Source organism: Rossellomorea sp. FS2 (genome assembly GCF_047915635.1).
In the GTDB taxonomy this organism is placed as follows: domain Bacteria; phylum Bacillota; class Bacilli; order Bacillales; family Bacillaceae_B; genus Rossellomorea; species Rossellomorea marisflavi_A.
Map to the genome: position 1 here is coordinate 1,733,243 of NZ_JBLRVS010000001.1, position 25,469 is coordinate 1,758,711.

Here is a 25,469-nt window from a genome sequence, read left to right on the forward strand (position 1 = left end):
TATACATATAGACGTTATATTGCACAAGGGGTGTAGTGGATGAATGAGATGCCGATGAAGATCGGAGACAATATCAGGAAAATCAGAAAAGAAAGAGGACTCAGTCTTGACCAGGTTGCCGAAAGGACAGGGGTGAGCAAAGCCATGATCGGTCAGATCGAGAGGGATGATTCCAATCCGACAGTTGCGACCCTTTGGAAAATCGCGAACGGTCTGAAAGTATCATTCTCTTCCCTCCTTGAAGCACCTGCTGCCGATGTTGCCATCATCGATTACAAAGATGTAGAGCCTGTTCTCGAAGATGAGGGAAAGTATGTGGTCATACCGATCTTCCCATTCGATCCAACTAAAAAATGGGAAAGCTACCGCATTGTGATGAAACCCGGCTGTGATTACCGTAACGACGGGCACCCACGGGGAGTCGAAGAATATTTAACCGTACTGAAAGGTACATTCTTCTTAAAGATCGGGGATGCCTCCTACTCCCTCTCTGAAGGAGAATCGATCCGGTTTGAAGCTGATGTTGCACATGAATACCTCAACCCCTCTTCAGACGATGCCGAGTGTCATATGGTCATCTACTATGGTGAACTCTCATGAAAAAGAGACTGGGACAAAACAAATAGGTACCACTTCATGACGAACACGATCAGTGTAGGCTCATTATACCGCTCATAATTTCCGTGCAAGACTTCGCTTTCCGCGGGTAGCCCGTGAGCCTCATCGGCAAGCCGTCTCACATCAGCTACTCTTCCCGCAGGAGTCTTCGTCTTGCACTCCAATCAACCGCTGGGCAACAATGAAATCGTAATGGTCACGAATCAAATGAAAAACCCGAATTCATCTTAAGAAGATGAATTCGGGTTTTACTATGACTAAGACACTTTTGTCACAATCTCTTTTTAGCATGTTTAGCAGAAGGTATCTTTAGGCTTCGGTACGGACAATCCGAATATCGGCCTCAGATAGAGGGCAAGGAATGTTCCGGAAAGGGCTACAATCCCCCATACATACCCGTGAAGGCTGAATGAAGCGATCCCGCCGAAATACGCACCGATATTGCATCCAAAGGCAAGACGGGCACCATAGCCCATCATCAGCCCGCCGATGACGGAGGCCATGGCGTTCCCGCCCGTAATCTTATTGAAACGGAAAAGACCACCTGCAGCCGAGGCGAGGAATGCCCCAAGGATCACACCGAAGTTCAACACGGTGGTGGAATCACTGAAGATGGAAGCCTGAAGGGCGCTTGCATTCTCACCCGTCCAGTAGCCCCAGCTTGCCACATCGATCCCCATGGATGATGCCGCTTTTGAACCCCACAGGGCAAATGCAGAAGTAATTCCCCAAGGGGTTCCGCGCGTCATGAGCGTCAGCGCATTGAGTACAGCGAGGACGACAGCCGCAGCCATAAGCGGCCAAGAACCGCGCACAACCCGTTTCCATCCTTTTGCAGTAGGCAAGGCTGCCATGCGGGGAGGATTCTTCACCTTCTCGACCCTCAGCGTCACCCATGCCACCAGGGCAAAGAAGATGAGGGATACAATCCAGGCACCTGTGTAACCAAGACCCGTAGAGGTGGCCAAGGAGAACGGCTTGAATGAAGGCATCTCTTCTGTCCAGAAAGGAAGATGATAAGCCCCCACGGTCGAACCGACAATAAAGAATAGAAGCGTGATGAACATAACGGAACGGCCTCCCCCTACGGCATATAGGGTTCCGGAAGCACATCCGCCCCCCAGTTGCATCCCGATTCCGAACACGAAGGCACCGACGAGGAGACTCACTCCTACAGGAGAGACATACCCGGTCGCCTGTCCGCCGAAAAATGTGAACCCGGTAGCAAGGATCGGGGCGAAGAGTGTGACCGCGATGGCAAGCATGAGCATGTGGGCCCTGAGTGCCTGACCGTTCCCCACCGACATCACCCGACGGAACGCAGATGTGAAGCCAAAGCGTGCATGAAATAGGGTGAATCCTAATAAGAGACCGAGAATCAGAAGCACGACCTGGCTGACATCTTGGGTGAAAGCGAGATAGATGACCAGTATGGCAGATACGATGCTGCCTGCGACCACCAATGGAATTTGAGGCGGATTCAACTCCTTCCCTTCTTGGACCGGACCTTTCTGCTCTGATACTGGTTGAACAACTTTCGTCATTTTAATCCTCCTTTTCTTATTGTAATGGTTGGATTTTAATCGATTCTGGGCGACTTGTCAAAAATCCGCCCTTCTCCTTTTACCCATTTCCAGACGAACTATTCCCCCTGCAGCAGGTCGGAGTCCCAAGGAAGCGATAGAAACAATAAAAAAAGACCTTCCCAGAAGGAAAGATCCGACTATTGCTTATTAAAGGGAATGAACTTGGACAGCATGGCCATGAAGTCTTCTATGGTAGATGGCCTGTTTACCCATTGATGGTACCACTTGCGGACCGTTTCAACGACCCAGAAGGGGATTGCTCTCCCGTCGATCAGCGAATAAAATTCGTCGTATCCCTTCTTAAGATGCTCCCATCGATAATCATTGCCCTCCAGAATGTACTCTGAAACATCGACGATCTTTGCCCTGCCATCTTGCAAAAGGATATTCTTCAAGTGGATGTCCCTCGGGTTAAGACCGACGCTCCTTACATACTCCCTCGCCTCTTCCACTTCGTCGACTACGCGCTTCGGAATATGGACTCCCTGCAGGACGCAATCGAATAGCGTAATGCCCGATTCAAAACTCAGTACGAGAATATTCCCATAGGTCCCATAACAGCGGGGAAAATAAGATGACTCTCCAAGCGCTTCATAGACCCGGGCTTCCGCCTCGGCTTTATCTGCTTTGGTGGATGCATACACTTTGAAGGCAACCTCCGGATCATCAGGGGAGCGGAATACGGCAGCGTCCGTCCCGATTCCCACGCAGGTGAACCCTTCATAGTTACCACGGATGGTCACCGGTTCATTGTCATCCGTCGAGGTGACGGTAATCTGTTCTAATGAAGCGATGAGCGTTTTCCATTCATGAGACATACTGATTCCCCTTTCAGGATATGTTCCAAACACTATAGCACGACTGTCAGAAAACTGATATAAATCTGCATCTGGTACTATCACTCAGCCAAAAATAATAACGCTTACATATAGTGTTATCATCGAAAGGAGGTACTATTATGGATCGATTCATCCCACTGATGCTCGCCAGCATCCTCGCCGGTTTTGCGCTATTGAAGCTCCCGCTTAGCGGAACGTTCCTTGAAGGGATTTCACCAGTGACAGACATCATCGGTATCATCACCATCTTGTTGTCCTCTTTATTCCTTATTTATAAGGGGCTGCGCGCTCTCTTTACCACCTCATGAAAAAAGGACTCGTCCCCTCGAGTCCTTTTCCATGTGCAACGTCATTATTTCCCTTTGAACTCCGCCTTGCGTTTTTGGCTGAAGGCCAACAGTGCTTCCACACGATCTTCTGTTGGGATCAGTCGTTCATAAGCCTTTCGTTCAATCTGGAGCCCTGTCTGAAGGTCGACGTTCATACCGGATTTCACAGCATATTTTGCCTGTTGCACAGCGATAGGGCCATTATTCAGCATAGGGTCAATAAAGTCATATACCTCTTCCATGAAGCGGTCTTTAGCGATAACACGGTTCACCAACCCCACATCAAGCGCTTCCTCGGAAGTCAGCCGCTTCGCAGTAAGGATCAGTTCCAGCGCTTTCGATTCCCCGATCAATCTTGGAAGACGCTGGGTGCCACCCGCTCCCGGTATGATGGCAAGACTCGTTTCGGTCAGCCCCATGGACGTGCCCTCCACCGCAAGGCGGAAATCACATGCCAGTGCAAGTTCCATCCCCCCGCCGAATGCATATCCATTCATGGCTGCAATGGTCGGCTGCGGCAGCATGGCCACTTCATTGAATACTTCTCCGATCTTGTATACGTTCCGGACCACCTGCTGATCCGTAAGGGTCTTGCGTTCTTTCAGGTCGGCCCCTACACTGAATGCTTTCTCCCCGCTACCAGTGAAGATCACCGCCCGTACATCAGGATTCAGCCTGAGAGATTCCACGATTTGCTGCAATTCATGCAGGGAATCATAATGAAAGGCGTTCATGGCATCCGGACGGTTGATCGTCACCACCGCCACGTGATCCCTTTGTTCCAACAGAATGTATTCCATCCTTCACTCCCCCTTTCCACATGTCTCTAGGTATATTCGACATGTTTCAAAAAAAACCTCTAAATCAGGAATTCAGCACCTGTGCTTTCAACGCCCTCCTCAGAATTTTGCCGGTCGTATTCTTTGGCAGTTCCTCGAGAAATTCGATGGAGGAAGGCAGTTTGTATTTTGCCAATCGCTCACGACAATACGCCATCACCTCTTCTTCCGACAGAGACGCATTTTTCCTCACGATGTAACAGCTCACGGCTTCCCCTTTCTCGGGATGCGGGACCCCGATGACGGCCGCTTCCACGATCTCCGGGTGATCATACAGCACTTCTTCTATTTCCCTTGGATACACATTGAATCCACCGACGATGATCAGCTCTTTTTTCCGATCCACGATATAGAAATACCCCTCTTCATCCATGCGGGCCAGGTCACCGGTGTAAAGCCAACCGTCCCTGATGGCTGCTTGGGTTTCTTCCTCCATGTTATAATAACCCTTCATCACGTTCGGGCCGTTTACAATCAATTCCCCCACTTGCCCCGGAGAGACCTCTTCTCCGAGTTCATTGACGACTTTATTCTTGATGCTCATGATCGATGTTCCGATCGAACCGGGCTTTCTTGGACGATCAAGTGGATTGAAACAGGTCACCGGTGAGGCCTCGGATAAACCGTATCCTTCTGAAATCATGACATTGAACTTCTGCTCGAAGTTTTTCAAGAGGGCCACAGGCATGGAAGCTCCCCCGGATATACAGAGCCTGAGAGAACTGAGATCATCGGGATCTCCATCAGGGTACTGGTAGAGGAAATTATACATGGTCGGTACACCGGCAAAAACAGTCGGTTTATGCAGCCTGGATAATCCGTAGATCCCCTTTGGGCTGAACTTCGGGGCGATGAGGATGGTCGCACCCATCATAAGCGGGGCATTGAGTGCCACTGTAAGACAGAACACATGGAACATGGGAAGGGCCGTGATGACACGATCTTCTTCACTCATCTGCAGGTACGTTCCGACATCCCATGCATTTGAATACACATTCTTATGTGTAAGCATGGCTCCTTTCGGCCTTCCCGTTGTTCCGGATGTATAAAGAATGATGGCTGTATCATCTTCTTCAGCCTCTACCCCTTCAAAGTTCGTTCCTCCCAAGGAGATCACACTTGTAAACGATTTCATTTTTGGATTCAACAAACCGATCCGTTCGAGGTCCACCCCTTTTGCCCTCTCGTCCCCTGATTCACAGAGGATGACGTGATCAACGGTCTGAAGGAGTGACTCGAGTTTCCCCATAAGAGGGACCATGAGATCCAATGTGATGACTGCCTTCACATCCCCGTTACGCAATATGTACCCGATTTCATCAGGCGTATAAATCGGATTGATCGGAATGACCCTTAATCCTAAGCGAAGAGCGCCGTATAGACCAATGACGAAATGTGGCGAGTTTCCCAGTATAAGAGCAATGTGATCCCCCTTCTCCAAACCGAGACTCTCTAGACCCCCGGCAAAGCGGGAAACCGAATCATCAAGCTCCCTATATGAGACCGATGCATCCAGGAAATGATACGCGATCTTCTCCCCTTTGTCCTGTGAAACCTCCTTTAATCGTGAAGCAATATTCATTCCTATCCCTCCCCTTTTCTCGAAATGAATGAATGGTCATTCATAAAACTAGTTGAAGTATTCAAAATATATTCTATTAAAAGAAAAGTCAGATTGCAAGATTTAAACGATCCATCCCCCGCTACCTTTGTCATTGCGCATCACGTATGTACATTGAAAAAGGCAGACCATAATGGCCTGCCTCGCGACACTCAGTACACTAAATCGATAAATTCCTCTTTCGTCACTTTTCCGAAGTAATGCTGGATATCCACAGCTTCTAGAACCCGTTCAATTTCGTTGCGCTCATAGCGGATACCGGTGAGCTTTTCTTCAATTTCATCCACATTGCCGACTCCGAAGAAATCCCCGTATATCTTGCAGTTTTCAATGGTGCCCTTCTTCACTTCCAATCTCACATCGATCTGACCGACAGGGAAGCGATGGGAGTGCTGCAGATTGAACGAAGGAGATTTCCCATAATTCCAATCCCAGTTCTGATAGCGTTCCTTGGACAAGGCGTGAATGCGATCCCAGTCCTCATCGGTCAAGACATACTCCTCTACATCGCTGTCATTGAAAATGTACTTGAGAAGGGTGGACCTGAATTCTTCGATCGTCATTTTTTCTTCCAGGAACTCGGAAATGTTTGCTACCCGGCTCCGGATTGATTTGATGCCTTTCGATTCTATCTTGTCCTTTTTCACCCGGAGGGCAGATACAACGTTTTCCATTTCCGAATCGAACAGCAGTGTACCGTGGCTGAACATGCGGCCCCTCGTAGAGAACTGGGCATTTCCGGAAATCTTCCTTCCTTCTGCAAGGATATCATTCCTTCCACTCAGCTCCGCTTTGACGCCCAGTTTATTCAATGCTTCGATCACCGGTTCGGTGAACTTCTTGAAGTTGTGGAAGCTGTCACCATCGTCCTTTGTGATGAAGCTGAAGTTCAGATTGCCGAGATCATGATAGACGGCCCCTCCGCCCGAGAGGCGACGGACAACATGCAGACCTTGCTTTTCCACATAGTCTGTGTTGATTTCTTCAATGGTATTCTGGTTTTTCCCGATGATGATGGAAGGCTCATTAATATAGAACAACAGATAGCTCTCATTGATATCAAGATTCTTAAGGGCGTATTCCTCTATGGCCAGATTGATCCGCGGATCGGTGATGCCTTTATTGTCGATGAATTGCATGTTGATGATTCCTCCTCTATATGATCCATTCTTTATTCATGGCGGCAAGTTCGATGGTCCCGTTGAAGACTGTTCCTGCTTCATCCACCAGTTGCTGAAGATTTCCGAAATGCGGGAGGTGAGTCAGGACAAGTCGTGTAGCACCGGCATGATGGGCGAGTCGCCCTGCATCGATGCTCGTCATGTGACCGGCTCCCGAACCATCCATCCCACCATAGAAATTACATTCACACAGCAGTAGATCAGCCTGATGGGCAAGAGGGATAAGGGATTCAGTAAAAGATGTGTCTCCCGTATAATACAGGACCTTCCCTCCAGCCTCGATCCTCATGGCATAGCACGGGGCAGGATGACGCGTCTTCACGAAGGTGATGGTAAAGGGGCCGACTGAAACGCTTGAGTCCCCTTTATATTCGATCCCCTCCATCACATCCCGATATGCAAGGGAGCGGAATCCCTGCTCGTCTTCGCGATGTCCATAGACCGGCAGTTTTTTCTTCGTTCCAAGAAAAGACTGGATCAGGAGAGCATGCTGAAGAACACCGATATCCGCCACATGATCGGGGTGATAGTGTGAAAGGATGGCGGCATCAAGCTGACTGACAGGGAAATGGGTCTGAAGCCTTGAGAGCACCCCACTGCCACAGTCGATCAGTAATCGGAATCCGTCATGTTCCACTATGTATCCGGAGCTTGCCTCCCCGGCTTTCGGGTAACCTCCCCAATGCCCGATAACAGTAAGTTTCATCGTGTACCTCCATTCTGTTGTGCGCTACTCATACTATACTTCATTGTGCCTAGTTTTTCATTTTTTCAGCCTATTTTTGAATAAATGGTTGACGTTTTTCATACTGTTATAATACAATAAAACAAATCGATCCATCAGTTATATAACAATAAGGATGGATACTAACCTGGAAGGTGATGATGAACATGGTAAAAAACATTATGGAGTTTTTCAGGAACCTGCCACCTAAGTCTTGTGCCCAATGCGGGGACGAAATTGAAGAACAGCACGAATGCTACGGTATATACTGCGAGAAGTGTACGACGGACTACGAGTATTGATATAAAAAAAGTGGCGTCCCTGGATGGGCGCCACTTTCAATGTATTCTGTTCTATCCAAGAGCTTAATCGACCTGTACGGTTTCCATGATGTGGTCGTGGACCTCGTCCCCTTTGGTTACATGGACCTTCACCATGTATTCCCCAGCTTCAGGGAATGTGTGTTTCACTTCGTATTCCCCATTCCCTTTTTCCGTTCCGTCAATCCATTCATGTTTTTCGACGCCTTCCTGGGAAATCTCAAGCCTTACATCCGCACCAGTCAATGGTTTTTTGTCATTTTCCACATGGACGGCAAAGACTTCATCCGACGATGCCTTCAGTTCGTCCGGTGCCATGAAATGGATGGAGGTGTCGCTTCCTTCATGGTGATGCTCATGATTTCCCCCATTGCCGATCGTGATTTCTTCCTTTGGCATTGTATGCATATCCCGGGCGGTCACGTGGGCCTGCACAACATATGTACCATCCTGGTCGAATGTCGTTTCCCCTTTATAAAGTCCTTCTTTATCATGTTTCGCTTCTACCATTTTACTATCTTCTTTTTTGTCTTTCGGCCATACTTCAAATTCAAGTTCCCCTGCATCATCCACTGCTTTACCATCTTGGGTCACCGTAACGGCTAGGGTCACCTTCTCCCCTTTATCTGCTTCTTTAGGAATATCGATTTGGGCATCGATCGGCTTTTGCATTTCTCCGCCGTCCGACGACGTGTCATTTCCTTGACCGCATGCGGCCAACATAATGGCAGCACCAATCAGAATCATCCATGCTTTTTTCATGGTCGATCCGCTCCTTTACTTCATAGTTTCCATTCTAGTATTAATCGATCCTTCCACTAGTATACACCCGAGTGGGAGGACTGTATTTGTCCATTTTATGAAGGTCAGAAAGTGAGGCTTTCACATACCTGCACCCTGTTGCTTCAATCAAGGAAAATCTGAGATTTTTCATACTCCCCTATAGGTTTGACAAAGTCGTTCTGTTCGCCTTGGGCATTCAACAGTCTGAATCGGATACATATACATATTGACAAAAAAATCCGAACTCATTCGATTTCAATAGAAAGGCGAATGATTGTCCGGATATTTTTTGTCAGGAACACATGTGTCCTACTCTTTATCTATTATGCTTCTGCAGGTTGATCTCCCTGTTTTTTGAACTTCACGATGAAGAAAGTCAACGTGATCAGGGCAAATACTGCTGCATATCCACAAAGGATGCCGAGATTATTCCACATGACCGTCATATCTCCGCTTGAGATGACCGCCTTGAACCCTGCCACCGAATAGGTCATCGGCAATAGTGCACTGATCGGCTGAAGAGCGGTAGGAATCAGTTCCAGCGGGAATGTTCCTGCACTCGTAGTCAATTGAAGAATCAGGATCACGATGGCAACGAAGCGTCCCGGATCTCCAAGGATCGTCACAAGCATCTGGATAAGAGCAAGGAATGTGAAACTTGTCACCACTGAGAATAGAAGGAACAGCGGTACACTTTCCACTTCAAGCCCGAGTCCCCAAAGGAGAATGGCGACTGCTACAATCGATTGGATGATCCCTACGGTTGCAAGGACCATGAGTTTACCGAAGAACCAGCTTCCTCCATTGGAAGGAATGCCTGCAGGTTCCCTTAACGGGTAGACGATTGAGATCAGCAATGCACCGACGAATAGTCCAAGTGAAAGGAAATAAGGTGTAAACCCTGTACCATAGTTCGGTACATGATTGATCTTTTCATTTTTCACATCGACTGGAGCCGCCATCATGTCGGCGGTTTCTTCATTCGGTTTGACGCTGTTGGCTTTTTCCGATGCTTCCTTCAGTTTTTCATCGTACTCACCGGTTCCTTCAGAAAGTTTAGTCGATCCATCCGCCAGCTTAGCTGATCCATCTGCGAGCTGTCTGGATCCTTCCGTCAGTTGGCTTGATCCATCATACAGCTGATCCATACCGGCACTTAACTCTCCGGCACCTGCAGCAAGACGCTGAGTCCCGTCTTTGGCTTCATTCAGCTTTCCGTTGAGGAGCGCGAAATTGCTCATGATCTCGCCTTGGCCGGCCTGAAGTTTGCCCGCTCCCTCTTGGAGGGCTGCCGATCCACTTTCAAGCTGATTCACCCCAGAAAGCAATGAATTTTGTCCTTCATTCAAGGCACCGAGTCCTGAAGCAAGCGTACCCGCTCCCGTCTTAAGGGCACCTGCTCCTTCTTGGAGGGCACCTGTTCCTTGTTGAAGGGATGCTGTACCCTCGGTCAGTTGGTTCAATGCCCCTTCCAAAGCGGCTCTCTGTTCAGCAGGGAGAGTGGCAAGGAGTGGTGTCAACTGTTCCTTCAGCTGCTTCGAACCGGCGTTAACCTGCTCAGCACCTGTATTCACCTTGCCCGCCCCTTCCTGCAGTTCACCGATTTTACCTGTTAGTTCCTGGGCACCCGTTTGGAGTTTTCCCGTATTGTCGATAGCGGATTGAAGGCCTTGGTCCACCTGGGTCAATCCCTCACTGCTCTGGACCAAACCGGAGGACAGGCTGTTGATTCCGGCCTGAATATCCTCGGATCCGTTATATAGTTTTCCGTAGTTTTCAGAAAGCTGCCCCATGCCTCCCAACAGCTCGCTTGAACCGTCAGCCAGAGACTTGGCACCTGAGCGGGTCTTCTCGACACCATTATTCATTTCCACATTTTTTTCAGCAAGGGTTGTCAGGTTTTCCTTGAGGCTTCCTGCCCCTTTTGCCAGATCTCCTGCCCCCTTATTAATGTCAGAGGCGGAATCACTCGCCGTTTTGAACCCGTCTCCAAGCTCTCCGATTTTATCGAACATCGTTTCTGCATATGTTTCAGAAACAGACTTGGACAGACTCGCTTTGATTTCTTTCATTGCAGTCTCGCCGATCTGGGCGGACAAAAAGTTGAAGCTTTCATTCGGTACATACTTCAACGCAAGCTTTGTGGGATGCTCCTCAAGCAATGTCGTCCCGTTCTTTGAGAAGTCCTTCGGAATCTCCACCAGCATATAGTATTTCTGTTTCTCGAGATTTTTGTATCCATCCTTCTCATTTACAAAGTGAAAGTCGAACTGATCACTGTCTTTCAGCTTCTTGACCAGCTCAGAACCGATTTCAAGTGACTGCCCCTCGAAGTCGGCGCCTTCATCGTTATTCACGATGGCAACCGGCAGATCGCTCAGCTGTTCATATGGATCCCAGAAGGCCCATAGGAACATACCGCTGTACATGACCGGTATGAGGAGGACCGCGATGATCGGTATCAATAATTTTTTATTTTTGAAAATGGCTTTAAATTCTGAGCCCGCAGATTTAAACATGTAGCTTCCCTCTCATTCATATTGACTATTTTATTCATTTGGTCATATCGGCCGCAAAATAAATGACCATATTATTCATTTGGTCATTGCACTCCAAAAGAAAGGGACTATCAAATAGATAACCCTTCAATCAAATAAAGCTTAAAAAGATTGGCGATTTCATCTTTATCGAGTTCTCCCCGTTCGCGCTCCCAATCGAAGATAAGAGCCACATAAAGCTTCAGCATAACGAAAGCCGTCATCTCGGGGTTGCACGGTTTGATCGCTTTTGACTCGATGGCCCTTGATATCCGCTCACTCAGGAACTCCACCACCATCTGTTCCAACTTCTGCAGGGCATCGGAGACAGCAGGCGTGCCCATTTCCCTTGCTTCCTGATAAAGTTTGATGGTGAGCTTATGCTCTTTCCGATATTCTAGCATAGAGAACAGGGCATTATGAACATTCTCGGAAAAAGTGACGGTAGGAGAGATGGCTTTCTCAGCTCTGCCTTTCATTTCATCCATTAGGGAAAACGCTATTTCATCGAACAGCTCTTCTTTGTTGCTGAAAAACGTATAGATGGTCCCTTTCCCTACATTCGCAAGCTTTGCAACCTGGTCCATGGTCGTTGCCTTATACCCGAATAGCGAAAAAGATTTAGTAGCTGCATCCACGATCTGTTTTTTACGGTCGATGGTTTTCACCTCCATATGACTGAATGACTAAATTTGATTTTTGGTCAATTTCTTGCCGTTAATTACCTTACCATATACGCCCACCATTAGCAAGAAGGAAAAGAAAAAAGGCCAAATCGACATGATTTGGCCTTTCGGGCTAACGCATCAATCTTGAAGAAATTGCAGGGTCTTTTCCACTGCCGCTTCCCCCTGCACAACACAGTCAGGTATGCTCAGTCCCTCGAAGGAGCTTCCGGTGATGAAGATACCGGGAATGGATTCCTCCGCCTTTCTTGCCATTTCCCTGATGCGGTCCCTGTGTCCGACCGTATATTGAGGCATGGATTGTTTATATCTCGACACAATGGTGAATTCCGGCTTCGCCTTCAACTCCACGATTTTGTTCAGATCCTCGATGACTATCTGCTCGATCTGATCATCTGAAAGGTCCACGATCGCTTCATCCCCTGGTTTCCCTAAGTAGCTCCTGATCAGTGCTTTCCCCGTCGGTGCCGTATGCGGCCACTTTCGATGCGTCCATGCGGCTGCCGTGAGGGAAAAATCACTGTTTCTAGACACAAGGAACTCAGTGCCGTCCCTTTTCTGCTTGATTGCATCATTGTCGAAGCCCATGGCAACGGTGGCGACAGAAGTGGCAGGCATTTCTTTCAGAAACTCCAGATACTCTTCCTGGGGAAGAAGTCTTTGGACCACATGGTGAGGGGCAGCCAGTATGATCGCATCGCACTCGATGCTTCCATTGGCAAAGGTGACGGAATATCCTTTGTCTTCTTTCCGGATATGGGTCGCCTTCATGCTCTTGTACACCGTCCCAGGTTCAATCTTCGCCTCCAGGGCGTCGATCATGGACTGCAGTCCGCCGGTAAAGGTTAGAAATCCGCCTTCTGACGTCTCTTTCTGGCTGTTTTTCTTGATTCCTGCTATCAAACTGCGATGTTTTTGTTCTAGTTCATAGAATTGGGGAAAGGTTGACATCAGGCTCATCTGATCAATATCCCCTGCAAAAATGCCCGTCAGAAGGGGTTCAATGAGATGATCCACCACTTCATCCCCCATTCTCCTCCTGAAAAAAGTACCGAGTGATTGATCCTCTGTCATTTGAGACCGTGGCAGGAGGAAATCTGCTGCTGCCCTCATCTTACCGGTGAGGGAGAAAAGATTGGTGGTTACAAAAGGCGCGATCTGGGTAGGGATCCCTACGATCGAACCTCCCGGGATCGGGTATAATTCCCCCCCGGCAATCACAAAGGACTTCCCTTTCTCATTCGTCACTAATGTATCGCTGATCCCCAGTTCCCCGGCCAGCTTCAGGATCGAGTCATTGGTCGTGAAAACAGAATCAGGGCCTTTTTCAATCACATACCCATCCCTTTTGACGGTCTGCACCTTGCCGCCGACCCTGTGCGTCGACTCCACAAGTTTTACATCATAAGGAAGCCCCTTTTCGCGTGCTTCTTTTTGAAGATAAAAGGTTGCCGCCAATCCGGTGATGCCCCCGCCGATCACGACGACCCGCTTATTCGTTCTGTCTGCCATACTTCATCGCCTTCTTTTATTCAAAGATCATAAAACACAGAGAAGGACTGGGCTGCGGGAATGGTTTCCTTCTGCCTCAGTCCAACTGCCTGAGCTACTGAATGTGCTTCATTACAACGTCTGCAAGGGCGTCGATGAATTCCGGCTTACTATTCGGCATTTCCGGGCGATAGTAAGCAGCACCGATTTCTTCCGTCACCACTTTACATTCATAGTCATTATCGTATAGTACTTCCAAGTGGTCGGACACAAATCCGACGGGAGTGTAGACAAAGGTTTTGTACCCTTTTTCTTTATGAAGATCCCTTGTCAGATCCTGTACATCCGGGCCTATCCAAGGATCCGGTGTGTTGCCTTCACTCTGCCATCCGACCGCATACTCCTTCACTCCGGCACCTTCTGCAATCATACGTGCCGTGTCTTCAAGCTGCTGCGGATACGGATCCCCTGATTGAAGGATGCGCTGGGGAAGGCTGTGTGCCGAGACGATCAGCACGGCCGATTCACGTTCCTCCGGTGACATGCCTGCATAGGTCTCCTTCACGCGGTCCACCCAGTACTGAATGAATTTCGGTTCATCATACCAGCTTTCAACAGAAGTGATGACCGGTCCTCCAAGTTTCTCTGCAGCTTCTTTCGCCCGGCCGTTATAGGACTTCACACTGAAGGTTGAGAAATGAGGGGCAAGTACGATGGACACCGCTTCTTCAATTCCATCTTGATGCATCTGTTCGACAGCATCTTCCACGAACGGTTCGATATGCTTCAAGCCGAGATACATCTTGAATTCGATCTTGTCCTGAATACCATTCAAATGTTCTTCAAGGCTTTTGGCCTGATCCAGGGTGATCTTCGCCAAAGGGGAGATTCCCCCGATTGCTTCATATCGACTGCGGAGGTCTTCAAGAAGTTCACTTGATGGAGTCCTTCCGTGACGGATATGCGTGTAATACCGTTCTAGATCTTCTTCTTTATATGGGGTCCCGTAGGCCATGACGAGGAGACCCATTTTTTTCTTTGACATACTTCTTCACCTCTTAGTTGATAACTTATCTGTGAATATTGTGCCATGTTTGTATCATTAATACCAAAAATAGTGCTTGGCAGATCGGTTATCTCGAACTATAGTCGTGCACAAAGGCAGCGAGCCTCTTCAATGTGTCCGGATTCACCTGAGGGAACACTCCGTGCCCCAGGTTGAAGATATGGCCAGGCAGTTCCATGCCTTGATCCAGTATCGCTTTTGTACGCTCTTCGATGACTTCCCATGGTGCAAGGAGGATCGCAGGATCAAGATTACCCATAAGGGTCTTCGTAAGCCCCATTCCCCTTGCTTCCTTGATGGATAGTCTCCAGTCCAGACCGACGACGTCCACCGGCAGGTCATGCCATTCCCTTGCCAGATGACTCGCACCCACCCCGAAGAGGATTAGGGGAACACCGGATTCTTTCAATTCATTGAAGATGCGCTCCATATAAGGCTTTATGAAATAACGGTAATCCTGTACATTCAGTGCACCGACCCAGGAATCAAAAATCTGGAACGCCGATGCTCCTGCCTTGATCTGTGATTTCCCATACGTGATCGTCATGTCAGACAGTTTGTCCATGAGGGCGAACCAGCTTTGAGGCTGTTCATACATGAAGGCCTTCGTCTTATTATAATTTTTTGATGGACCTCCCTCGATCATGTAGCTTGCCATGGTGAACGGCGCCCCTGCAAATCCGATCAGGGGAACCGACAGCTGCTCGGTTGTCAGCAGTCGGATCGTATCAAGAACGTACGGAACGTCCTCTTCCGGATGGATTTCACCGAGTTTCTCCACATCCGACATGGAGCGGATCGGTTGGTCGATGACTGGACCGATTCCCGTCTTGATCTCTACATCCACCCCGATCGATGGCAGTGGTGACATGATATCCTTGTAAAGGATGGCCGCATCCACATCATATTGCTCGACCGGAAGTCTCGTCACATATGCGCAGAGTTCAGGCTGATGCGTGATCTCAAACAGAGAATATTTCTCTTTGATTGCCCTGTATTCTGGCTGGGAACGTCCAGCCTGTCTCATGAACCATACCGGAGTATGCTCCGTTTCTTCTCCCCTTGCTGCACGCAGCAGCGTATCATTCATTGCTTTCATACCCTTGTTCGTCCACCTTTCCTCGTACATCCATTATGTATAGTGTAGCCTAAATAAGATTGATTCCAACGATTATGTAAGAGTTTTCATAAGTGCAGATGTTCTCAACCTCACTACTATAGACGTTTTCAGTCTGAAAGTATAGATTTACGTGCCAACTGTCATAAAATTGCCGATTTTCACGCCTACACCATCGTGTTATAAAACATTTCCCTCTTCATGTTACATGCAAACGGTTTTAGGGAAGGGTATAATAGAAGGTAACTATATCGCTAGAGGTGATGGACATGAAGATTTATATGACGACAGGGACCCACGATTTCCTTAAGACGATCAAAGACGATCATCCAGGGGAGAAGATGGTCCTCATGCAGGGAGAAGATGGACTTTTGATCCACGAAAGCGAAGGGGACAGCGTCTTCAGTTCCCCCCGCACCTATGACATCCTCGATTCATCCGGGGAACTCACGGAAGAAGGCTTTGTGGTTTGCAACAATATACCTGTAACGGACGAAGGGCGCCCTCTATTCGAATACCGCTTCACCAATCGTGCCGGTCTTGTGGAAGAAGTGGAAGGATTTATCTCAATCAGGGTGTTGAGACCCCAAAGTTCTGATACATATGTGGTCATGACACAGTGGAAGGATGAAAAGAGCTTCCTTGGTTGGCAGGAATCCAATCAGTATAAAAAGGCTCATGCCAAACGCGGCACTGAATCCGGAATCGACAATAAGAAAGATATCTTCCCGCGTTCATCCTATGTGACAAAATATCATGTGACGACCATCTGATGGTGCAAGTGGAGCCGCCGATTTTCGGCGGCTCCTTATATTTGCGCAGGCATGGACGATATCCCTCCCTATTACCCAGGAAATGACACCACGTCTGGCACGAACAGGTTTACCCTTTCATATCTTATTACTACAAATCAGGGCTTTTGCCCTGAAAGAATGGAAAGGGGTTTTCCTAATGGGGATCGATTTGACCTCCCTGCATTGGATCTATTTATCATTTATTGGATTGATCATTGCCTTCATGGTGTTCAGGAAGGACACAACCATCATTTGCATCCTTGGGATCTTCACCATTGCCGCAGTCGCCACCGGCTCATTGACCGGGTCGATCAGTTCGATCTTCTCAAGCTTCATCTATGCGATCACGGAACTGCTTCCCACCATACTGGTCATCTCCATCATTGTCGCCATGAGCAGGAGTTTGACCTCAACCGGTATCAATGACGTGATGATCAAACCATTCGCTTCATTCATCCGTACCCCAACCCTTGCCTACTGGACGATCGGTCTCGTCATGATGTTCATATCCTGGTTTTTTTGGCCATCTCCGGCTGTCGCCCTACTCGGAGCCGTACTTGTTCCTGTCGCCCTCAGGGTGGGGCTTCCGGCTCTCGGAATTGCCATGGCCATGAACCTTTTCGGACACGGGATTGCCCTTTCCGGGGACTTTGTCATACAGGCCGCACCGAAACTCACTTCGGATGCAGCAGGCATCCCCATCGGAGATGTCATTTCTGCCAGTATCCCTCTGGTCATGATCATGGGGGTGGTCACGACCGTGACGGCCTTCATTTTCCTGAAGAGGGATATGAAACAGGGAAAACTGAAGGTGGAGACTTCACCGTTGCTGTTTAACGAAACGGACACGTCATCCTCTCTCTCTCCCGTCTTGAGACGGATCATCGCCATCCTGATTCCCGCTGCTTTCATCCTGAATGTGGTGGCGATGTCTGTTTTCAATCTTCAAGGAGGAGATGCCACTGCATTGATTGGCGGTACCGCCATGTTCATCGTTCTTATCATCTCCCTTGCAGCATTCAAAGGAGAAGGTTTGTCAAGAACCACCGGGTTCCTCATTGACGGATTCCAGTTCGGTTTCAAAGTGTTCGGTCCCGTCATTCCCATCGCAGCGTTCTTTTACCTCGGTGACTCAGGGTTTAATGCCATCATCGGTAATCACCTGCCGCAAACCTCACACGGTATCGTCAATGATTTGGGGGCTGCGTTGTCAGCTGTCGTACCGATTTCTCAAGCAATAGGTGCCGTTACACTGACAGCCGTAGGTGCCATAACCGGTCTTGATGGTTCGGGGTTTTCGGGTATTTCCCTCGTTGGGTCCATTGCCTCCCTATTTGCCGACAGTATTGGATCTGGCATTGCGACCCTCACAGCCCTTGGACAGATTGCAGCCATCTGGGTCGGTGGCGGGACACTTGTTCCATGGGCTCTGATTCCTGCAGCGGCGATTTGCGGGGTTGACCCTTTCGAACTCGCACGTCGCAACCTTCTCCCGGTCACCATCGGGTTAGTCGTAACAACGATTGCAGCCATGTTCTTTATGTAATACGAAATGCGCCCCGGAAAGCAGATTGTGCTCCCGGGGCGCATTTTTGATATCTTCTTATGAATAAAAGCTGCGATTCTTTTCCACCTTGCTGACAGCTAGAACCCACCAGATCAAGAGCGGCTGGAAGAGGAGCCTCACCCAAAGCAGGGGAGCGTTTGCTTCTTCCGATCCGGGGGCGGGAATGCCTTTGACGGCAGCATAGATATTGGCAGGAAAGATCAAGACCAAATAGACGGCCGTTACGATACCGGTTTTTCTCCTCATCTTCGGAATGAGAAGGAGGATGGCGAGTATGAACTCGAGTATCCCCGTCAGGTAGACCGCCTCCTCCTTCAGAGGAAGGAACGAAGGGATCATCCGCGCAAAGCCTTGGGCCTCTATGAAATGGAATACTCCCGCTGCAATGAAGAAGAAAGAGAATAGAACGAGACCGAACCATCTCAATACTTTTTTTCGACGTGACACACGTTTCCCCACCTTTCCCCTCCATCATACTATATGTATTTCGCTCAGCGAAAGACAAAAGAAGGGATTACCATTCATTCAATTGAATGGTAATCCCTTCTGGTGATTGCATAAAGCAGGCAGTCTTCGAAATCGCAGCCACGCCTGCGTGCCTGGCGCAGCCTTGCCTCTTCCACGAATCCCGTTTTCTCCAGGACATTCCTCGAACCTTTATTGGAGTCACGTACCATCGCCCACATACGATTCAGGGCAAGGTCACGGAAACCGAATGACAGGATCGTCTCCATCGCTGAAGTGGCATGGCCCCGTCCCCAGAATTCCCTGCCGACCCAGTACCCCAATTCTCCTGCATTGTGCTCATTATTCCGTCTGATCACAATCGTACCAACGATCTCGGATTGAAAGACGATTGCAAAGTTATACTCCTTACCGGCTTCAACCAGGGATGGATGGGTGTTGATCCACTCCTTTGCATGAAAGAGTTCATATGGATGCGGCAAACCGATTGTATCTGCCAGCACCTTATCTCCGGCAAGTCTCTTGATGATTGACACATCTTCAGGCTGAAAAGGGCGCAAACTGACTGTCATCTGTTCCTCACCCCTTTTCAAGCTCGCTGAAATAACGGATCCGATAAGCAAATTTCGCCGTCTCCCCAAGCTGATCGAGAAGCTGATAATTTGCGTAAGCGCCGACCACTGCACCGATCCCGGGTACAAGCTGGAGCATTTTGATTAAATCGATGTGGTCCCTGTATTCCTGCTGGAATATACGCCAGTCCAAGTCTTTGACCCTTTCCTTCTCAGTATCCCAGCCTTCGATCACGCTCAAGGTCTCCCGCTTATGCTCGTCACTCGAAAACGCCAGTTGGAATACATACAGGAGGAACATTCTCTCTTCATAGGCTTTTGCATCGTAGCCATGAATGATGGAGCATTCTGTAAGGAACTTCATCTTTATTGATAGTAACAGTGGGAAATCCGCCATGCCCAGGAAGAGCCCGCCTGCACCGGTACCTGCACCTTCAACGGTTGCCGTCTTCCTGTAAAACTCAAGGCGCGCTTTCATGCTTTCTTCCCTTTCCTGAAGATTCCCTTTTTCAGTCACGGGATTCATCGGCAACCAGCCTCCGTTGTTCAGCGTGATTTCCACCATGCGCCTGATGCTTTCGGTTATCAGGTTATGGGCCTTCTCTGGGATCCACGTATTCATTTTCGTCTGAGCCTTCTTTGATACTCTCTGGAACCTGGATGATTTACGGGTGAATCGGCGTTTCCACATATCGAGCTCTTCCCGTTCTTTTTCCACGTTCATCCCTCCTCATGATGGTTAACTATACGGTCGGGTCATGAAGATGGTTTCACGAGTGAAGGGGATCCTGCATTTTTTTCAACCTTCCCACCAGATAGTGACGGCTGAACAGAAGCGAAAAGACACATCCCGCAGCGAGCAGGATCACTCCCCCCATCCATTCCCCCCTTGCCAATAATGGGATAGAGAAGATGAACGCCTGGATGAAGAGCGTCTGTGAGATGACGGTTTGAAACGATGACTCCTTCAGCTCCCGGGGTACCGGATAAAGAAGCACCCATATCTTATAGTCAAATCTCTTGAACAGAGGGATGAGCTGGAAACCGGTCAAATACATGAAAAGGAGGCCGGCAATTGGTCCGAAGATCAAGGACGGATTGCTATAGATCAAAATGGCGCCGATGAGGGTCAACCTGATATAAAGGCCAGAATATTCACTTGTCCTGACCAACGATCTGATATACAGATAGCGGTATGACTTCCGCTGGTCCATTGTGTCCGGCAATAGGGCATCGAGCCATTTCCTCCGATGGACCTTTCCTTTTAATTTTGGGACATCTGTAAACATATTCGCCATGCGGTAGAACACAAGCATCCGCTGCTGCTCAAGGGTGATCAGCAGATCCCATTTCAGGTTTTTGCCTTTGGCAATCTGCATGAAATACCCCACATACAGCAACTGGATGACGGCAATCGTTGCAATGACCCACAGGTGAGCCCCAGATAGGATGAGATACATGATGGTGCCACTCAATAGAAAACGGAAGAACGAATCGGTGAAATGGACACCCCTCTCTTGGAAGCGGAGAATCTGCCACCTCATGAGGAGGTTCCACCATTTCACAGCAAGGACGATGATCAACAGAGGGAAAAAGGTGCCGAACCCCTTTCCCGTCACGGCCACATACATGGGCATCATGGCAGCGAGCACGAGAAGCTGGATATAGGATTGGAAACCAAAGCTGACCCAGAGACTTTTCGTGAAGTAGCCCTTCAATTTCTTTTCAAGGGGCAGAAGGAACACTGCATCTGCTTCGCGCAGGAAGGTATATACCGGGCTCCATGCCAGAACCAGTCCCAACAAGAGAGCCATGATCATGGGGGCAGGGAATGACGGATCCAATGTCTTGACCCATTGGTTGTATGTATAGGCCCCACCGCCGAATGCGAAGATCAAGACAAACAAAAGGTGATCATTGAACATGTACTTCAGATATTTTTGAAGCTCAAGGGTATATTCCGTCACCCGTTGCTTCCAAATCCCATTTACATTATTCATCATCCGATTCTTCCTTTGTCAGTTGAATGTAAATATCGTCAAGTGTTGCTCCGGGCATCGTGAATTCCCTCCGTAAATCTTCAAGGGTCCCTTTTGCACGGATCTTCCCTTCGTGCAGGATGACGAACGAATCACAATATCGTTCGGCCGTCGCCAGGATGTGAGTGGACATGAGGATGCCGGCTCCTGTCGCTTTCATCTCCTCCATGGAATCGAGAAGTGACTGGATGCCGAGCGGGTCCAGCCCTACGAATGGCTCATCAATGATGTACAGACTCGGTTGGATCAGGAACGCACACATGATCATCACCTTTTGCTTCATCCCCTTGGAGAAATGGGCAGGGAACCACTTCAGTTTCTTTTCCATCCTGTAGGCTCTCAGCAACCCGGGTAGACGCTCGGAATACTCCTCTTCGGTCAATCCGTATGCCATGGCAGTCAACCTTAAATGCTCTTCAAGGGTGAGCTCGTCATAGAGGATCGGTGTCTCTGGAATGTAGGAAAATTGTTTACGATACAGCTCGGGATCTTTCTTCAGGGTCTTCCCGTTGATGGACACCTCTCCCTGCTTCGCTTCCATCAGTCCGATGATATGCTTGATCGTCGTACTTTTCCCTGCCCCGTTCAATCCGATCAGTCCTACGATTTCATTGGATCCGATTGAGAAGGAAATATCTTTTAATACAGGCTTACGTGTATATCCACCAATCAAATGGTTGATTTCCAATAATGCCAAGGCTAAAACGTCCTTTCTCTTCACAGTCTTTGCTTCATTTTATCAAAATTCCGTTATGAAGGCATGTTTGATCAATAACTTTTCCATTATCTAGTACAAATAAATACCTTCAAACGGGTCATCCTATAGTTGTAGGGGTAAGGCAATAAGAAAAACGGGGTGGTTGTTAAAGACCAGGATCCGAATTTCACTAATTGTTGCAGCATTTATGCTCTTCTTTAGTGAATGACATTCATTCACCATTCATTCAGACAAATGAGGTGTTTGTTAAAGAACAAGTTGACGTATACCCAAAAACTTATTCGCTTTACGTGATATAAGGAGATGGAGATGGTCACATTGCACGAGTCATTCGTATGTATGCAAACCGTCAAATGAGGTGGTTGTCCAAGACGCTCAAGATTTTATAAAAATCAATTGCGATAGGATCGTTCCGTTCACCTGCTGAATGGAATCGCCGACTTTACGAAAAGCATCAGGAAGCACAACCCCTACGTGGAGAGGCGGGACATTCGTTCCCGTCTCTTCTTCATTTATATCTGCACCCATGATAAAATACAACTACTACATATTGAAGGGTGGATATACAATGAGCGATTGTATTTTTTGCAAGATCATCGATGGGGAAATCCCATCCACAAAAGTATATGAAGATGAAAACGTGCTTGCCTTCCTTGATATCAGTCAAGTGACGAAAGGTCACACACTGATCATCCCGAAGCAACATATGGAAAACGTCTATGAGCTCTCCCCGGAAGCGGCCGGGCACGTGTTCCAGGCGGCTCCGAAAGTGGCGTCTGCCATCAAGGAAGCGTTCCAACCCATCGGGCTGAACCTCCTCAGCAACACAGGGGAAGCAGCAGGCCAATCCGTGTTTCATTTCCACCTGCATCTCATCCCGCGCTACGGTGAAGGCGACGGATTCGGCGCCGTATGGAAGACCCATACAGACGACTACACCTCCCATGACCTGAAGGAAATTGCCGCATCCATCTCTGGCCATATTTGAGAAGGAACAGGTCCGTTGACATAAGGGCCCGTTGTGTTATAATAGTCCTAACTTTTCGCTGATGGCAATAGTGCACATCAGGAGGAGCAGAGAAAGCATAGACGAGTTGAGGAGAGATGAAAATGAATACAAAAACGCTGGTATCCCTATCACTATTGATCGGGATCGGAACTGCACTGCATGCCGTAATCCCAGGGATCTTCCTCGGGATGAAGCCGGACATGATGCTTACGATGATGTTTTTAGGGATCATGCTGTTCCCTGCCAAGAAGAATGTACTGCTTGTGGGACTGTTGACCGGTGTCATTTCCGGATTAACCACCCAGTTCCCTGGAGGATTCCTCCCGAACCTGATCGACAAGCCCGTGACTGCTTTTGTTTTTTACGGATTATTCTTGCTTACAAGAAAGTACTCCCGATCCATTTTGGGAGCAATCGTACTGACAGCCATCGGAACACTCGTTTCCGGAGCCATCTTCCTTGGTTCAGCTTCAGTCATCGTCGGACTTCCTGGAGCATTCATCGCCCTGTTCGCAGCAGTCGTACTGCCTGCTACCGTCGTCAATGCCGGTGCAATGTTCGTCGTATACCCGATCATCAACGGAATCTTAAAGCGTTCTTCCATAAGCGAAGCGGTCACATCAGATCAGCTTCAATAAAAAAAGGCCCCCTTTGGGCCTTTTTTTTATGAAGCAATCCACCAAAGGATGCTTCCGATCACTAAGGAAGCCGCTCCCGCCGTTCCCATCATCCCCGCCCTCTTCTTCAAAATACTCTTAGGGGGATAGATTCCCGGTCTTTGAAAACTCATAATATTGTACACCATACTGATCACCAAAATCACACTGAGAGCAAAGAAACCGAAAATGATCCCGTCCATTCTTCCCCCTCCTCTCCCTTATTCGTATGCGCCCATTCGAATACTTATGAACAATCCCGTTTCAAACTGTTACAATAGGGAAAAGGATATCTACATCTTTTGTAGAATAATAATACTACCAAGCAATCAGAGGTGAAGAGCATGAAAGTGAAATCATTGATGTACGGTTTGATCGTTGGTGGCATCGTCGCAGGTGCCGGCTCCCTTCTTTCAGCCCCTTCTTCAGGGAAGGAATTGAGGGGGAAACTGAAAGATAAGCAGAATGAATGGAAGCTGACACTGGAAGACTTAAAAGAGCGCGCCAATGAACTGAAGGAATCTATCGGAACGCTTTCTCAGGAAAGCAAGGAAACCGTTCTTCAGCTTTCGAAAGATCTGCAGGCTTCTATTAAAGAGTGGCAAATATCGACCGCTCCAAATAACGAGCGCCTGCAAAAAGAAATCGAAACCGTGAGGCAAACGATTGAAGATCTCGAAAAATCCATCGATCTCCCAGGTTCCTCCCAACCAAAGTAATCCATAGGGAAAGCCCGTATCCACCTTGTATGTTCCAAAAACATGAAGGAGTTTGAGATGCGGGTTTTTCAATTTCCTGCATGTACTTCTAAAAATTTTGTGAATTTAGACTTTATTATTCATTACTTTATTGGCATAATAAAATATAAGCGCTTTCTTTTTAACATCCTGGTGCTTCAAAGGATAAAGAAATGGGGAAAAGATTTTTTAGTAAAGTGGGTGAAAGAGATGAAGGAAAGAGAATTCACATTAAAAGAGGCAATGCTCTTCAGCCAGCGGATGGCACAGCTCAGTAAAGCGCTGTGGAAAGCCATCGAAAAGGACTGGCAGCAATGGATCAAGCCGTATGATCTCAACATCAATGAACACCATATTCTCTGGATCGCTTACCATCTAAAAGGTGCTTCCATATCAGATGTAGCCAAATTCGGTGTCATGCATGTATCCACGGCATTTAATTTTTCCAAGAAATTAGAGGAGCGGGAACTGCTGGAGTTTTCAAAAAGGGAAAACGATAAACGGAACACGTATATCCGGCTGACTGAGAAGGGAGAACGCATTCTCCTCGATTCCATGAAGAATTACGATCCGGACCATCACGCGATTTTCCAAGGGGTATCCCCACTGAGGGAGCTATACGGAAAATTCCCGGAAATGATCGAAATGATGAGTGTGGTGCGTAACATCTACGGGAATGATTTCATGGAGATCTTCGAGAAGTCATTCGACAACATCAAAAATGATTTCTCCGATGATAATGGAAAACTGACTGAACTTTTTCAGGAAGAAGATGACTTAGAAAGTTCTAAAGACATTTCCTGAGCTGGGTCATGAGTGAAGGATATATTCCTTGGTTGAGGCACCCCTCGATGACCCTCTCGATCGTAAGCCTGTGATCGATCCGACGTTCAAATTCTTTAAAAAGCGGAGTAAAATAAACAAACCCTTCCGCTTTTTGTTTTTGACATTTATTGTTCAATCCCTCACATAACTGGAAGAATGCCTTCACATCCCCTTCATCAAGGCCTGCCATCATGACCTCCCGGTAAAATAAAATCGTATGCCCCGGCATAAGCTCCAACATGAGCCTTTGATAGTATTCCAGCTTCTCCACTCTTCTTAACAGATCATCCATTCCAATCACCAATCCATATGCATAGTTTCTCTTTTCCATTGTACAAAACATTCCGCAC

The 25,469-nt window shown here is 48.1% G+C and carries 29 protein-coding genes; 9 read left to right on the top strand and 20 right to left on the bottom strand.

Annotation, left to right across the window (positions count from 1 at the left end):
• The first annotated feature begins 39 nt into the window (after positions 1 to 39).
• Positions 40 to 600: a helix-turn-helix domain-containing protein gene (locus ACNA6I_RS09020; RefSeq protein ID WP_252266366.1), complete on the top strand. Its 561-nt coding sequence runs from the start codon at positions 40 to 42 to the stop codon at positions 598 to 600.
• 311 nt (positions 601 to 911) lie between these two features.
• On the opposite strand, the gene ACNA6I_RS09025 is transcribed toward ACNA6I_RS09020, so the two are convergent.
• Positions 912 to 2,162 carry a YeeE/YedE family protein gene (locus ACNA6I_RS09025; RefSeq protein WP_416313182.1) on the bottom strand — a complete coding sequence of 417 codons (1,251 nt, stop codon included), beginning with the start codon at positions 2,160 to 2,162 and terminating at the stop codon, positions 912 to 914.
• Positions 2,163 to 2,341: 179 nt separating this feature from the next.
• A complete protein-coding gene (locus ACNA6I_RS09030; RefSeq protein ID WP_416313183.1) occupies positions 2,342 to 3,022 on the bottom strand; it encodes a serine/threonine protein kinase in 681 nt (226 codons plus the stop codon).
• 140 nt (positions 3,023 to 3,162) lie between these two features.
• Here ACNA6I_RS09030 and ACNA6I_RS09035 point away from each other — a divergent pair, with 140 nt between their 5' ends.
• Positions 3,163 to 3,351: a hypothetical protein gene (locus ACNA6I_RS09035; RefSeq protein ID WP_159129540.1), complete on the top strand. Its 189-nt coding sequence runs from the start codon at positions 3,163 to 3,165 to the stop codon at positions 3,349 to 3,351.
• A gap of 44 nt (positions 3,352 to 3,395) precedes the next feature.
• On the opposite strand, the gene ACNA6I_RS09040 is transcribed toward ACNA6I_RS09035, so the two are convergent.
• The 4 genes from ACNA6I_RS09040 to ACNA6I_RS09055 all read right to left on the bottom strand — a co-directional run bounded on the left by ACNA6I_RS09040 (position 3,396) and on the right by ACNA6I_RS09055 (position 7,719).
• On the bottom strand, positions 3,396 to 4,172 hold the full coding sequence (locus tag ACNA6I_RS09040; protein ID WP_370295937.1) for an enoyl-CoA hydratase-related protein: 777 nt from the start codon (positions 4,170 to 4,172) through the stop codon (positions 3,396 to 3,398).
• A gap of 64 nt (positions 4,173 to 4,236) precedes the next feature.
• Positions 4,237 to 5,793, bottom strand: coding sequence for a fatty acid--CoA ligase family protein (locus ACNA6I_RS09045; protein ID WP_416313184.1), 1,557 nt, complete (start codon positions 5,791 to 5,793; stop codon positions 4,237 to 4,239).
• Between the two features lie 191 nt (positions 5,794 to 5,984).
• Positions 5,985 to 6,971 (bottom strand): lipoate--protein ligase, encoded by a 987-nt coding sequence (locus ACNA6I_RS09050; protein WP_063191407.1) that lies wholly within the window; start codon positions 6,969 to 6,971, stop codon positions 5,985 to 5,987.
• Between the two features lie 16 nt (positions 6,972 to 6,987).
• Positions 6,988 to 7,719 carry an MBL fold metallo-hydrolase gene (locus ACNA6I_RS09055; protein ID WP_159129538.1) on the bottom strand — a complete coding sequence of 244 codons (732 nt, stop codon included), beginning with the start codon at positions 7,717 to 7,719 and terminating at the stop codon, positions 6,988 to 6,990.
• 185 nt (positions 7,720 to 7,904) lie between these two features.
• On the opposite strand from ACNA6I_RS09055, the gene yhfH reads away from it, so the two are divergent.
• Positions 7,905 to 8,039 (top strand): protein YhfH, encoded by a 135-nt coding sequence (gene yhfH, locus ACNA6I_RS09060; RefSeq protein WP_079515781.1) that lies wholly within the window; start codon positions 7,905 to 7,907, stop codon positions 8,037 to 8,039.
• Between the two features lie 63 nt (positions 8,040 to 8,102).
• Here the strand turns inward: yhfH and ACNA6I_RS09065 are convergent, their stop codons facing one another.
• The 6 genes from ACNA6I_RS09065 to hemE form a co-directional block, all read right to left on the bottom strand.
• Positions 8,103 to 8,819 carry a FixH family protein gene (locus ACNA6I_RS09065; RefSeq protein WP_148794797.1) on the bottom strand — a complete coding sequence of 239 codons (717 nt, stop codon included), beginning with the start codon at positions 8,817 to 8,819 and terminating at the stop codon, positions 8,103 to 8,105.
• Positions 8,820 to 9,163: 344 nt separating this feature from the next.
• Positions 9,164 to 11,359 carry a YhgE/Pip domain-containing protein gene (locus ACNA6I_RS09070; protein ID WP_251526471.1) on the bottom strand — a complete coding sequence of 732 codons (2,196 nt, stop codon included), beginning with the start codon at positions 11,357 to 11,359 and terminating at the stop codon, positions 9,164 to 9,166.
• 110 nt (positions 11,360 to 11,469) lie between these two features.
• Positions 11,470 to 12,051: a TetR/AcrR family transcriptional regulator gene (locus ACNA6I_RS09075; RefSeq protein ID WP_048004392.1), complete on the bottom strand. Its 582-nt coding sequence runs from the start codon at positions 12,049 to 12,051 to the stop codon at positions 11,470 to 11,472.
• 132 nt (positions 12,052 to 12,183) lie between these two features.
• On the bottom strand, positions 12,184 to 13,575 hold the full coding sequence (hemY, locus tag ACNA6I_RS09080; RefSeq protein WP_048004393.1) for a protoporphyrinogen oxidase: 1,392 nt from the start codon (positions 13,573 to 13,575) through the stop codon (positions 12,184 to 12,186).
• A 94-nt stretch (positions 13,576 to 13,669) separates the two neighbouring features.
• A complete protein-coding gene (gene hemH, locus ACNA6I_RS09085; RefSeq protein ID WP_048004394.1) occupies positions 13,670 to 14,599 on the bottom strand; it encodes a ferrochelatase in 930 nt (309 codons plus the stop codon).
• Between the two features lie 88 nt (positions 14,600 to 14,687).
• On the bottom strand, positions 14,688 to 15,719 hold the full coding sequence (hemE, locus tag ACNA6I_RS09090) for a uroporphyrinogen decarboxylase (RefSeq protein ID WP_048004395.1): 1,032 nt from the start codon (positions 15,717 to 15,719) through the stop codon (positions 14,688 to 14,690).
• A 287-nt stretch (positions 15,720 to 16,006) separates the two neighbouring features.
• On the opposite strand from hemE, the gene ACNA6I_RS09095 reads away from it, so the two are divergent.
• A complete protein-coding gene (locus tag ACNA6I_RS09095; protein WP_048004396.1) occupies positions 16,007 to 16,510 on the top strand; it encodes an antibiotic biosynthesis monooxygenase family protein in 504 nt (167 codons plus the stop codon).
• 178 nt (positions 16,511 to 16,688) lie between these two features.
• Complete coding sequence (locus ACNA6I_RS09100) at positions 16,689 to 18,077, top strand: hypothetical protein (protein ID WP_048012935.1); 1,389 nt, start codon at positions 16,689 to 16,691, stop codon at positions 18,075 to 18,077.
• Between the two features lie 57 nt (positions 18,078 to 18,134).
• On the opposite strand, the gene ACNA6I_RS09105 is transcribed toward ACNA6I_RS09100, so the two are convergent.
• The 6 genes from ACNA6I_RS09105 to ACNA6I_RS09130 all read right to left on the bottom strand — a co-directional run bounded on the left by ACNA6I_RS09105 (position 18,135) and on the right by ACNA6I_RS09130 (position 22,420).
• On the bottom strand, positions 18,135 to 18,545 hold the full coding sequence (locus ACNA6I_RS09105; protein ID WP_416313185.1) for a DoxX family protein: 411 nt from the start codon (positions 18,543 to 18,545) through the stop codon (positions 18,135 to 18,137).
• Between the two features lie 74 nt (positions 18,546 to 18,619).
• Positions 18,620 to 19,135 (bottom strand): GNAT family N-acetyltransferase, encoded by a 516-nt coding sequence (locus tag ACNA6I_RS09110; protein WP_048012934.1) that lies wholly within the window; start codon positions 19,133 to 19,135, stop codon positions 18,620 to 18,622.
• A 7-nt stretch (positions 19,136 to 19,142) separates the two neighbouring features.
• Positions 19,143 to 19,859 carry an EcsC family protein gene (locus ACNA6I_RS09115; protein WP_048012933.1) on the bottom strand — a complete coding sequence of 239 codons (717 nt, stop codon included), beginning with the start codon at positions 19,857 to 19,859 and terminating at the stop codon, positions 19,143 to 19,145.
• Positions 19,860 to 19,905: 46 nt separating this feature from the next.
• Complete coding sequence (locus ACNA6I_RS09120) at positions 19,906 to 21,138, bottom strand: ABC transporter permease (protein WP_416313186.1); 1,233 nt, start codon at positions 21,136 to 21,138, stop codon at positions 19,906 to 19,908.
• Positions 21,128 to 21,871: an ABC transporter ATP-binding protein gene (locus ACNA6I_RS09125; protein WP_048004400.1), complete on the bottom strand. Its 744-nt coding sequence runs from the start codon at positions 21,869 to 21,871 to the stop codon at positions 21,128 to 21,130. The genes ACNA6I_RS09120 and ACNA6I_RS09125 overlap by 11 nt, the downstream gene beginning before the upstream one ends.
• A gap of 396 nt (positions 21,872 to 22,267) precedes the next feature.
• Positions 22,268 to 22,420, bottom strand: a complete 153-nt coding sequence (locus ACNA6I_RS09130; protein WP_156183352.1) for a hypothetical protein — start codon at positions 22,418 to 22,420, stop codon at positions 22,268 to 22,270.
• Positions 22,421 to 22,460: 40 nt separating this feature from the next.
• On the opposite strand from ACNA6I_RS09130, the gene ACNA6I_RS09135 reads away from it, so the two are divergent.
• Positions 22,461 to 22,880 (top strand): HIT family protein, encoded by a 420-nt coding sequence (locus ACNA6I_RS09135; protein WP_048004401.1) that lies wholly within the window; start codon positions 22,461 to 22,463, stop codon positions 22,878 to 22,880.
• 122 nt (positions 22,881 to 23,002) lie between these two features.
• Entirely contained in the window at positions 23,003 to 23,539 is a 537-nt protein-coding gene (locus tag ACNA6I_RS09140) for a tryptophan transporter (RefSeq protein ID WP_048004402.1), read from the top strand.
• Positions 23,540 to 23,565: 26 nt separating this feature from the next.
• On the opposite strand, the gene ACNA6I_RS09145 is transcribed toward ACNA6I_RS09140, so the two are convergent.
• A complete protein-coding gene (locus ACNA6I_RS09145; protein WP_048004403.1) occupies positions 23,566 to 23,760 on the bottom strand; it encodes a hypothetical protein in 195 nt (64 codons plus the stop codon).
• Between the two features lie 141 nt (positions 23,761 to 23,901).
• On the opposite strand from ACNA6I_RS09145, the gene ACNA6I_RS09150 reads away from it, so the two are divergent.
• Both ACNA6I_RS09150 and ACNA6I_RS09155 read left to right on the top strand, forming a co-directional pair.
• Positions 23,902 to 24,276, top strand: a complete 375-nt coding sequence (locus tag ACNA6I_RS09150) for a YtxH domain-containing protein (RefSeq protein ID WP_048004404.1) — start codon at positions 23,902 to 23,904, stop codon at positions 24,274 to 24,276.
• A 228-nt stretch (positions 24,277 to 24,504) separates the two neighbouring features.
• Positions 24,505 to 25,098, top strand: coding sequence for an HTH-type transcriptional regulator Hpr (locus ACNA6I_RS09155; RefSeq protein WP_048004405.1), 594 nt, complete (start codon positions 24,505 to 24,507; stop codon positions 25,096 to 25,098).
• Here the strand turns inward: ACNA6I_RS09155 and ACNA6I_RS09160 are convergent.
• Positions 25,082 to 25,411, bottom strand: coding sequence for a DUF1878 family protein (locus tag ACNA6I_RS09160; RefSeq protein ID WP_048004553.1), 330 nt, complete (start codon positions 25,409 to 25,411; stop codon positions 25,082 to 25,084). The two genes, ACNA6I_RS09155 and ACNA6I_RS09160, sit on opposite strands and share 17 nt — an antisense overlap.
• Positions 25,412 to 25,469 lie beyond the last annotated feature (58 nt).

Coding starts and splice junctions, on each gene's coding strand:
- ACNA6I_RS09020 (WP_252266366.1), top strand. CDS start 40: ATGAATGAGATGCCGATGAAGATCGGAGACAATATCAGGAAAATCAGA.
- ACNA6I_RS09025 (WP_416313182.1), bottom strand. CDS start 2,162: ATGACGAAAGTTGTTCAACCAGTATCAGAGCAGAAAGGTCCGGTCCAA.
- ACNA6I_RS09030 (WP_416313183.1), bottom strand. CDS start 3,022: ATGTCTCATGAATGGAAAACGCTCATCGCTTCATTAGAACAGATTACC.
- ACNA6I_RS09035 (WP_159129540.1), top strand. CDS start 3,163: ATGGATCGATTCATCCCACTGATGCTCGCCAGCATCCTCGCCGGTTTT.
- ACNA6I_RS09040 (WP_370295937.1), bottom strand. CDS start 4,172: ATGGAATACATTCTGTTGGAACAAAGGGATCACGTGGCGGTGGTGACG.
- ACNA6I_RS09045 (WP_416313184.1), bottom strand. CDS start 5,793: ATGAATATTGCTTCACGATTAAAGGAGGTTTCACAGGACAAAGGGGAG.
- ACNA6I_RS09050 (WP_063191407.1), bottom strand. CDS start 6,971: ATGCAATTCATCGACAATAAAGGCATCACCGATCCGCGGATCAATCTG.
- ACNA6I_RS09055 (WP_159129538.1), bottom strand. CDS start 7,719: ATGAAACTTACTGTTATCGGGCATTGGGGAGGTTACCCGAAAGCCGGG.
- yhfH (WP_079515781.1), top strand. CDS start 7,905: ATGGTAAAAAACATTATGGAGTTTTTCAGGAACCTGCCACCTAAGTCT.
- ACNA6I_RS09065 (WP_148794797.1), bottom strand. CDS start 8,819: ATGAAAAAAGCATGGATGATTCTGATTGGTGCTGCCATTATGTTGGCC.
- ACNA6I_RS09070 (WP_251526471.1), bottom strand. CDS start 11,359: ATGTTTAAATCTGCGGGCTCAGAATTTAAAGCCATTTTCAAAAATAAA.
- ACNA6I_RS09075 (WP_048004392.1), bottom strand. CDS start 12,051: ATGGAGGTGAAAACCATCGACCGTAAAAAACAGATCGTGGATGCAGCT.
- hemY (WP_048004393.1), bottom strand. CDS start 13,575: ATGGCAGACAGAACGAATAAGCGGGTCGTCGTGATCGGCGGGGGCATC.
- hemH (WP_048004394.1), bottom strand. CDS start 14,599: ATGTCAAAGAAAAAAATGGGTCTCCTCGTCATGGCCTACGGGACCCCA.
- hemE (WP_048004395.1), bottom strand. CDS start 15,719: ATGAAAGCAATGAATGATACGCTGCTGCGTGCAGCAAGGGGAGAAGAA.
- ACNA6I_RS09095 (WP_048004396.1), top strand. CDS start 16,007: ATGAAGATTTATATGACGACAGGGACCCACGATTTCCTTAAGACGATC.
- ACNA6I_RS09100 (WP_048012935.1), top strand. CDS start 16,689: ATGGGGATCGATTTGACCTCCCTGCATTGGATCTATTTATCATTTATT.
- ACNA6I_RS09110 (WP_048012934.1), bottom strand. CDS start 19,135: ATGACAGTCAGTTTGCGCCCTTTTCAGCCTGAAGATGTGTCAATCATC.
- ACNA6I_RS09115 (WP_048012933.1), bottom strand. CDS start 19,859: ATGAACGTGGAAAAAGAACGGGAAGAGCTCGATATGTGGAAACGCCGA.
- ACNA6I_RS09120 (WP_416313186.1), bottom strand. CDS start 21,138: ATGATGAATAATGTAAATGGGATTTGGAAGCAACGGGTGACGGAATAT.
- ACNA6I_RS09130 (WP_156183352.1), bottom strand. CDS start 22,420: ATGGGTGCAGATATAAATGAAGAAGAGACGGGAACGAATGTCCCGCCT.
- ACNA6I_RS09135 (WP_048004401.1), top strand. CDS start 22,461: ATGAGCGATTGTATTTTTTGCAAGATCATCGATGGGGAAATCCCATCC.
- ACNA6I_RS09140 (WP_048004402.1), top strand. CDS start 23,003: ATGAATACAAAAACGCTGGTATCCCTATCACTATTGATCGGGATCGGA.
- ACNA6I_RS09145 (WP_048004403.1), bottom strand. CDS start 23,760: ATGGACGGGATCATTTTCGGTTTCTTTGCTCTCAGTGTGATTTTGGTG.
- ACNA6I_RS09150 (WP_048004404.1), top strand. CDS start 23,902: ATGAAAGTGAAATCATTGATGTACGGTTTGATCGTTGGTGGCATCGTC.
- ACNA6I_RS09155 (WP_048004405.1), top strand. CDS start 24,505: ATGAAGGAAAGAGAATTCACATTAAAAGAGGCAATGCTCTTCAGCCAG.
- ACNA6I_RS09160 (WP_048004553.1), bottom strand. CDS start 25,411: ATGGATGATCTGTTAAGAAGAGTGGAGAAGCTGGAATACTATCAAAGG.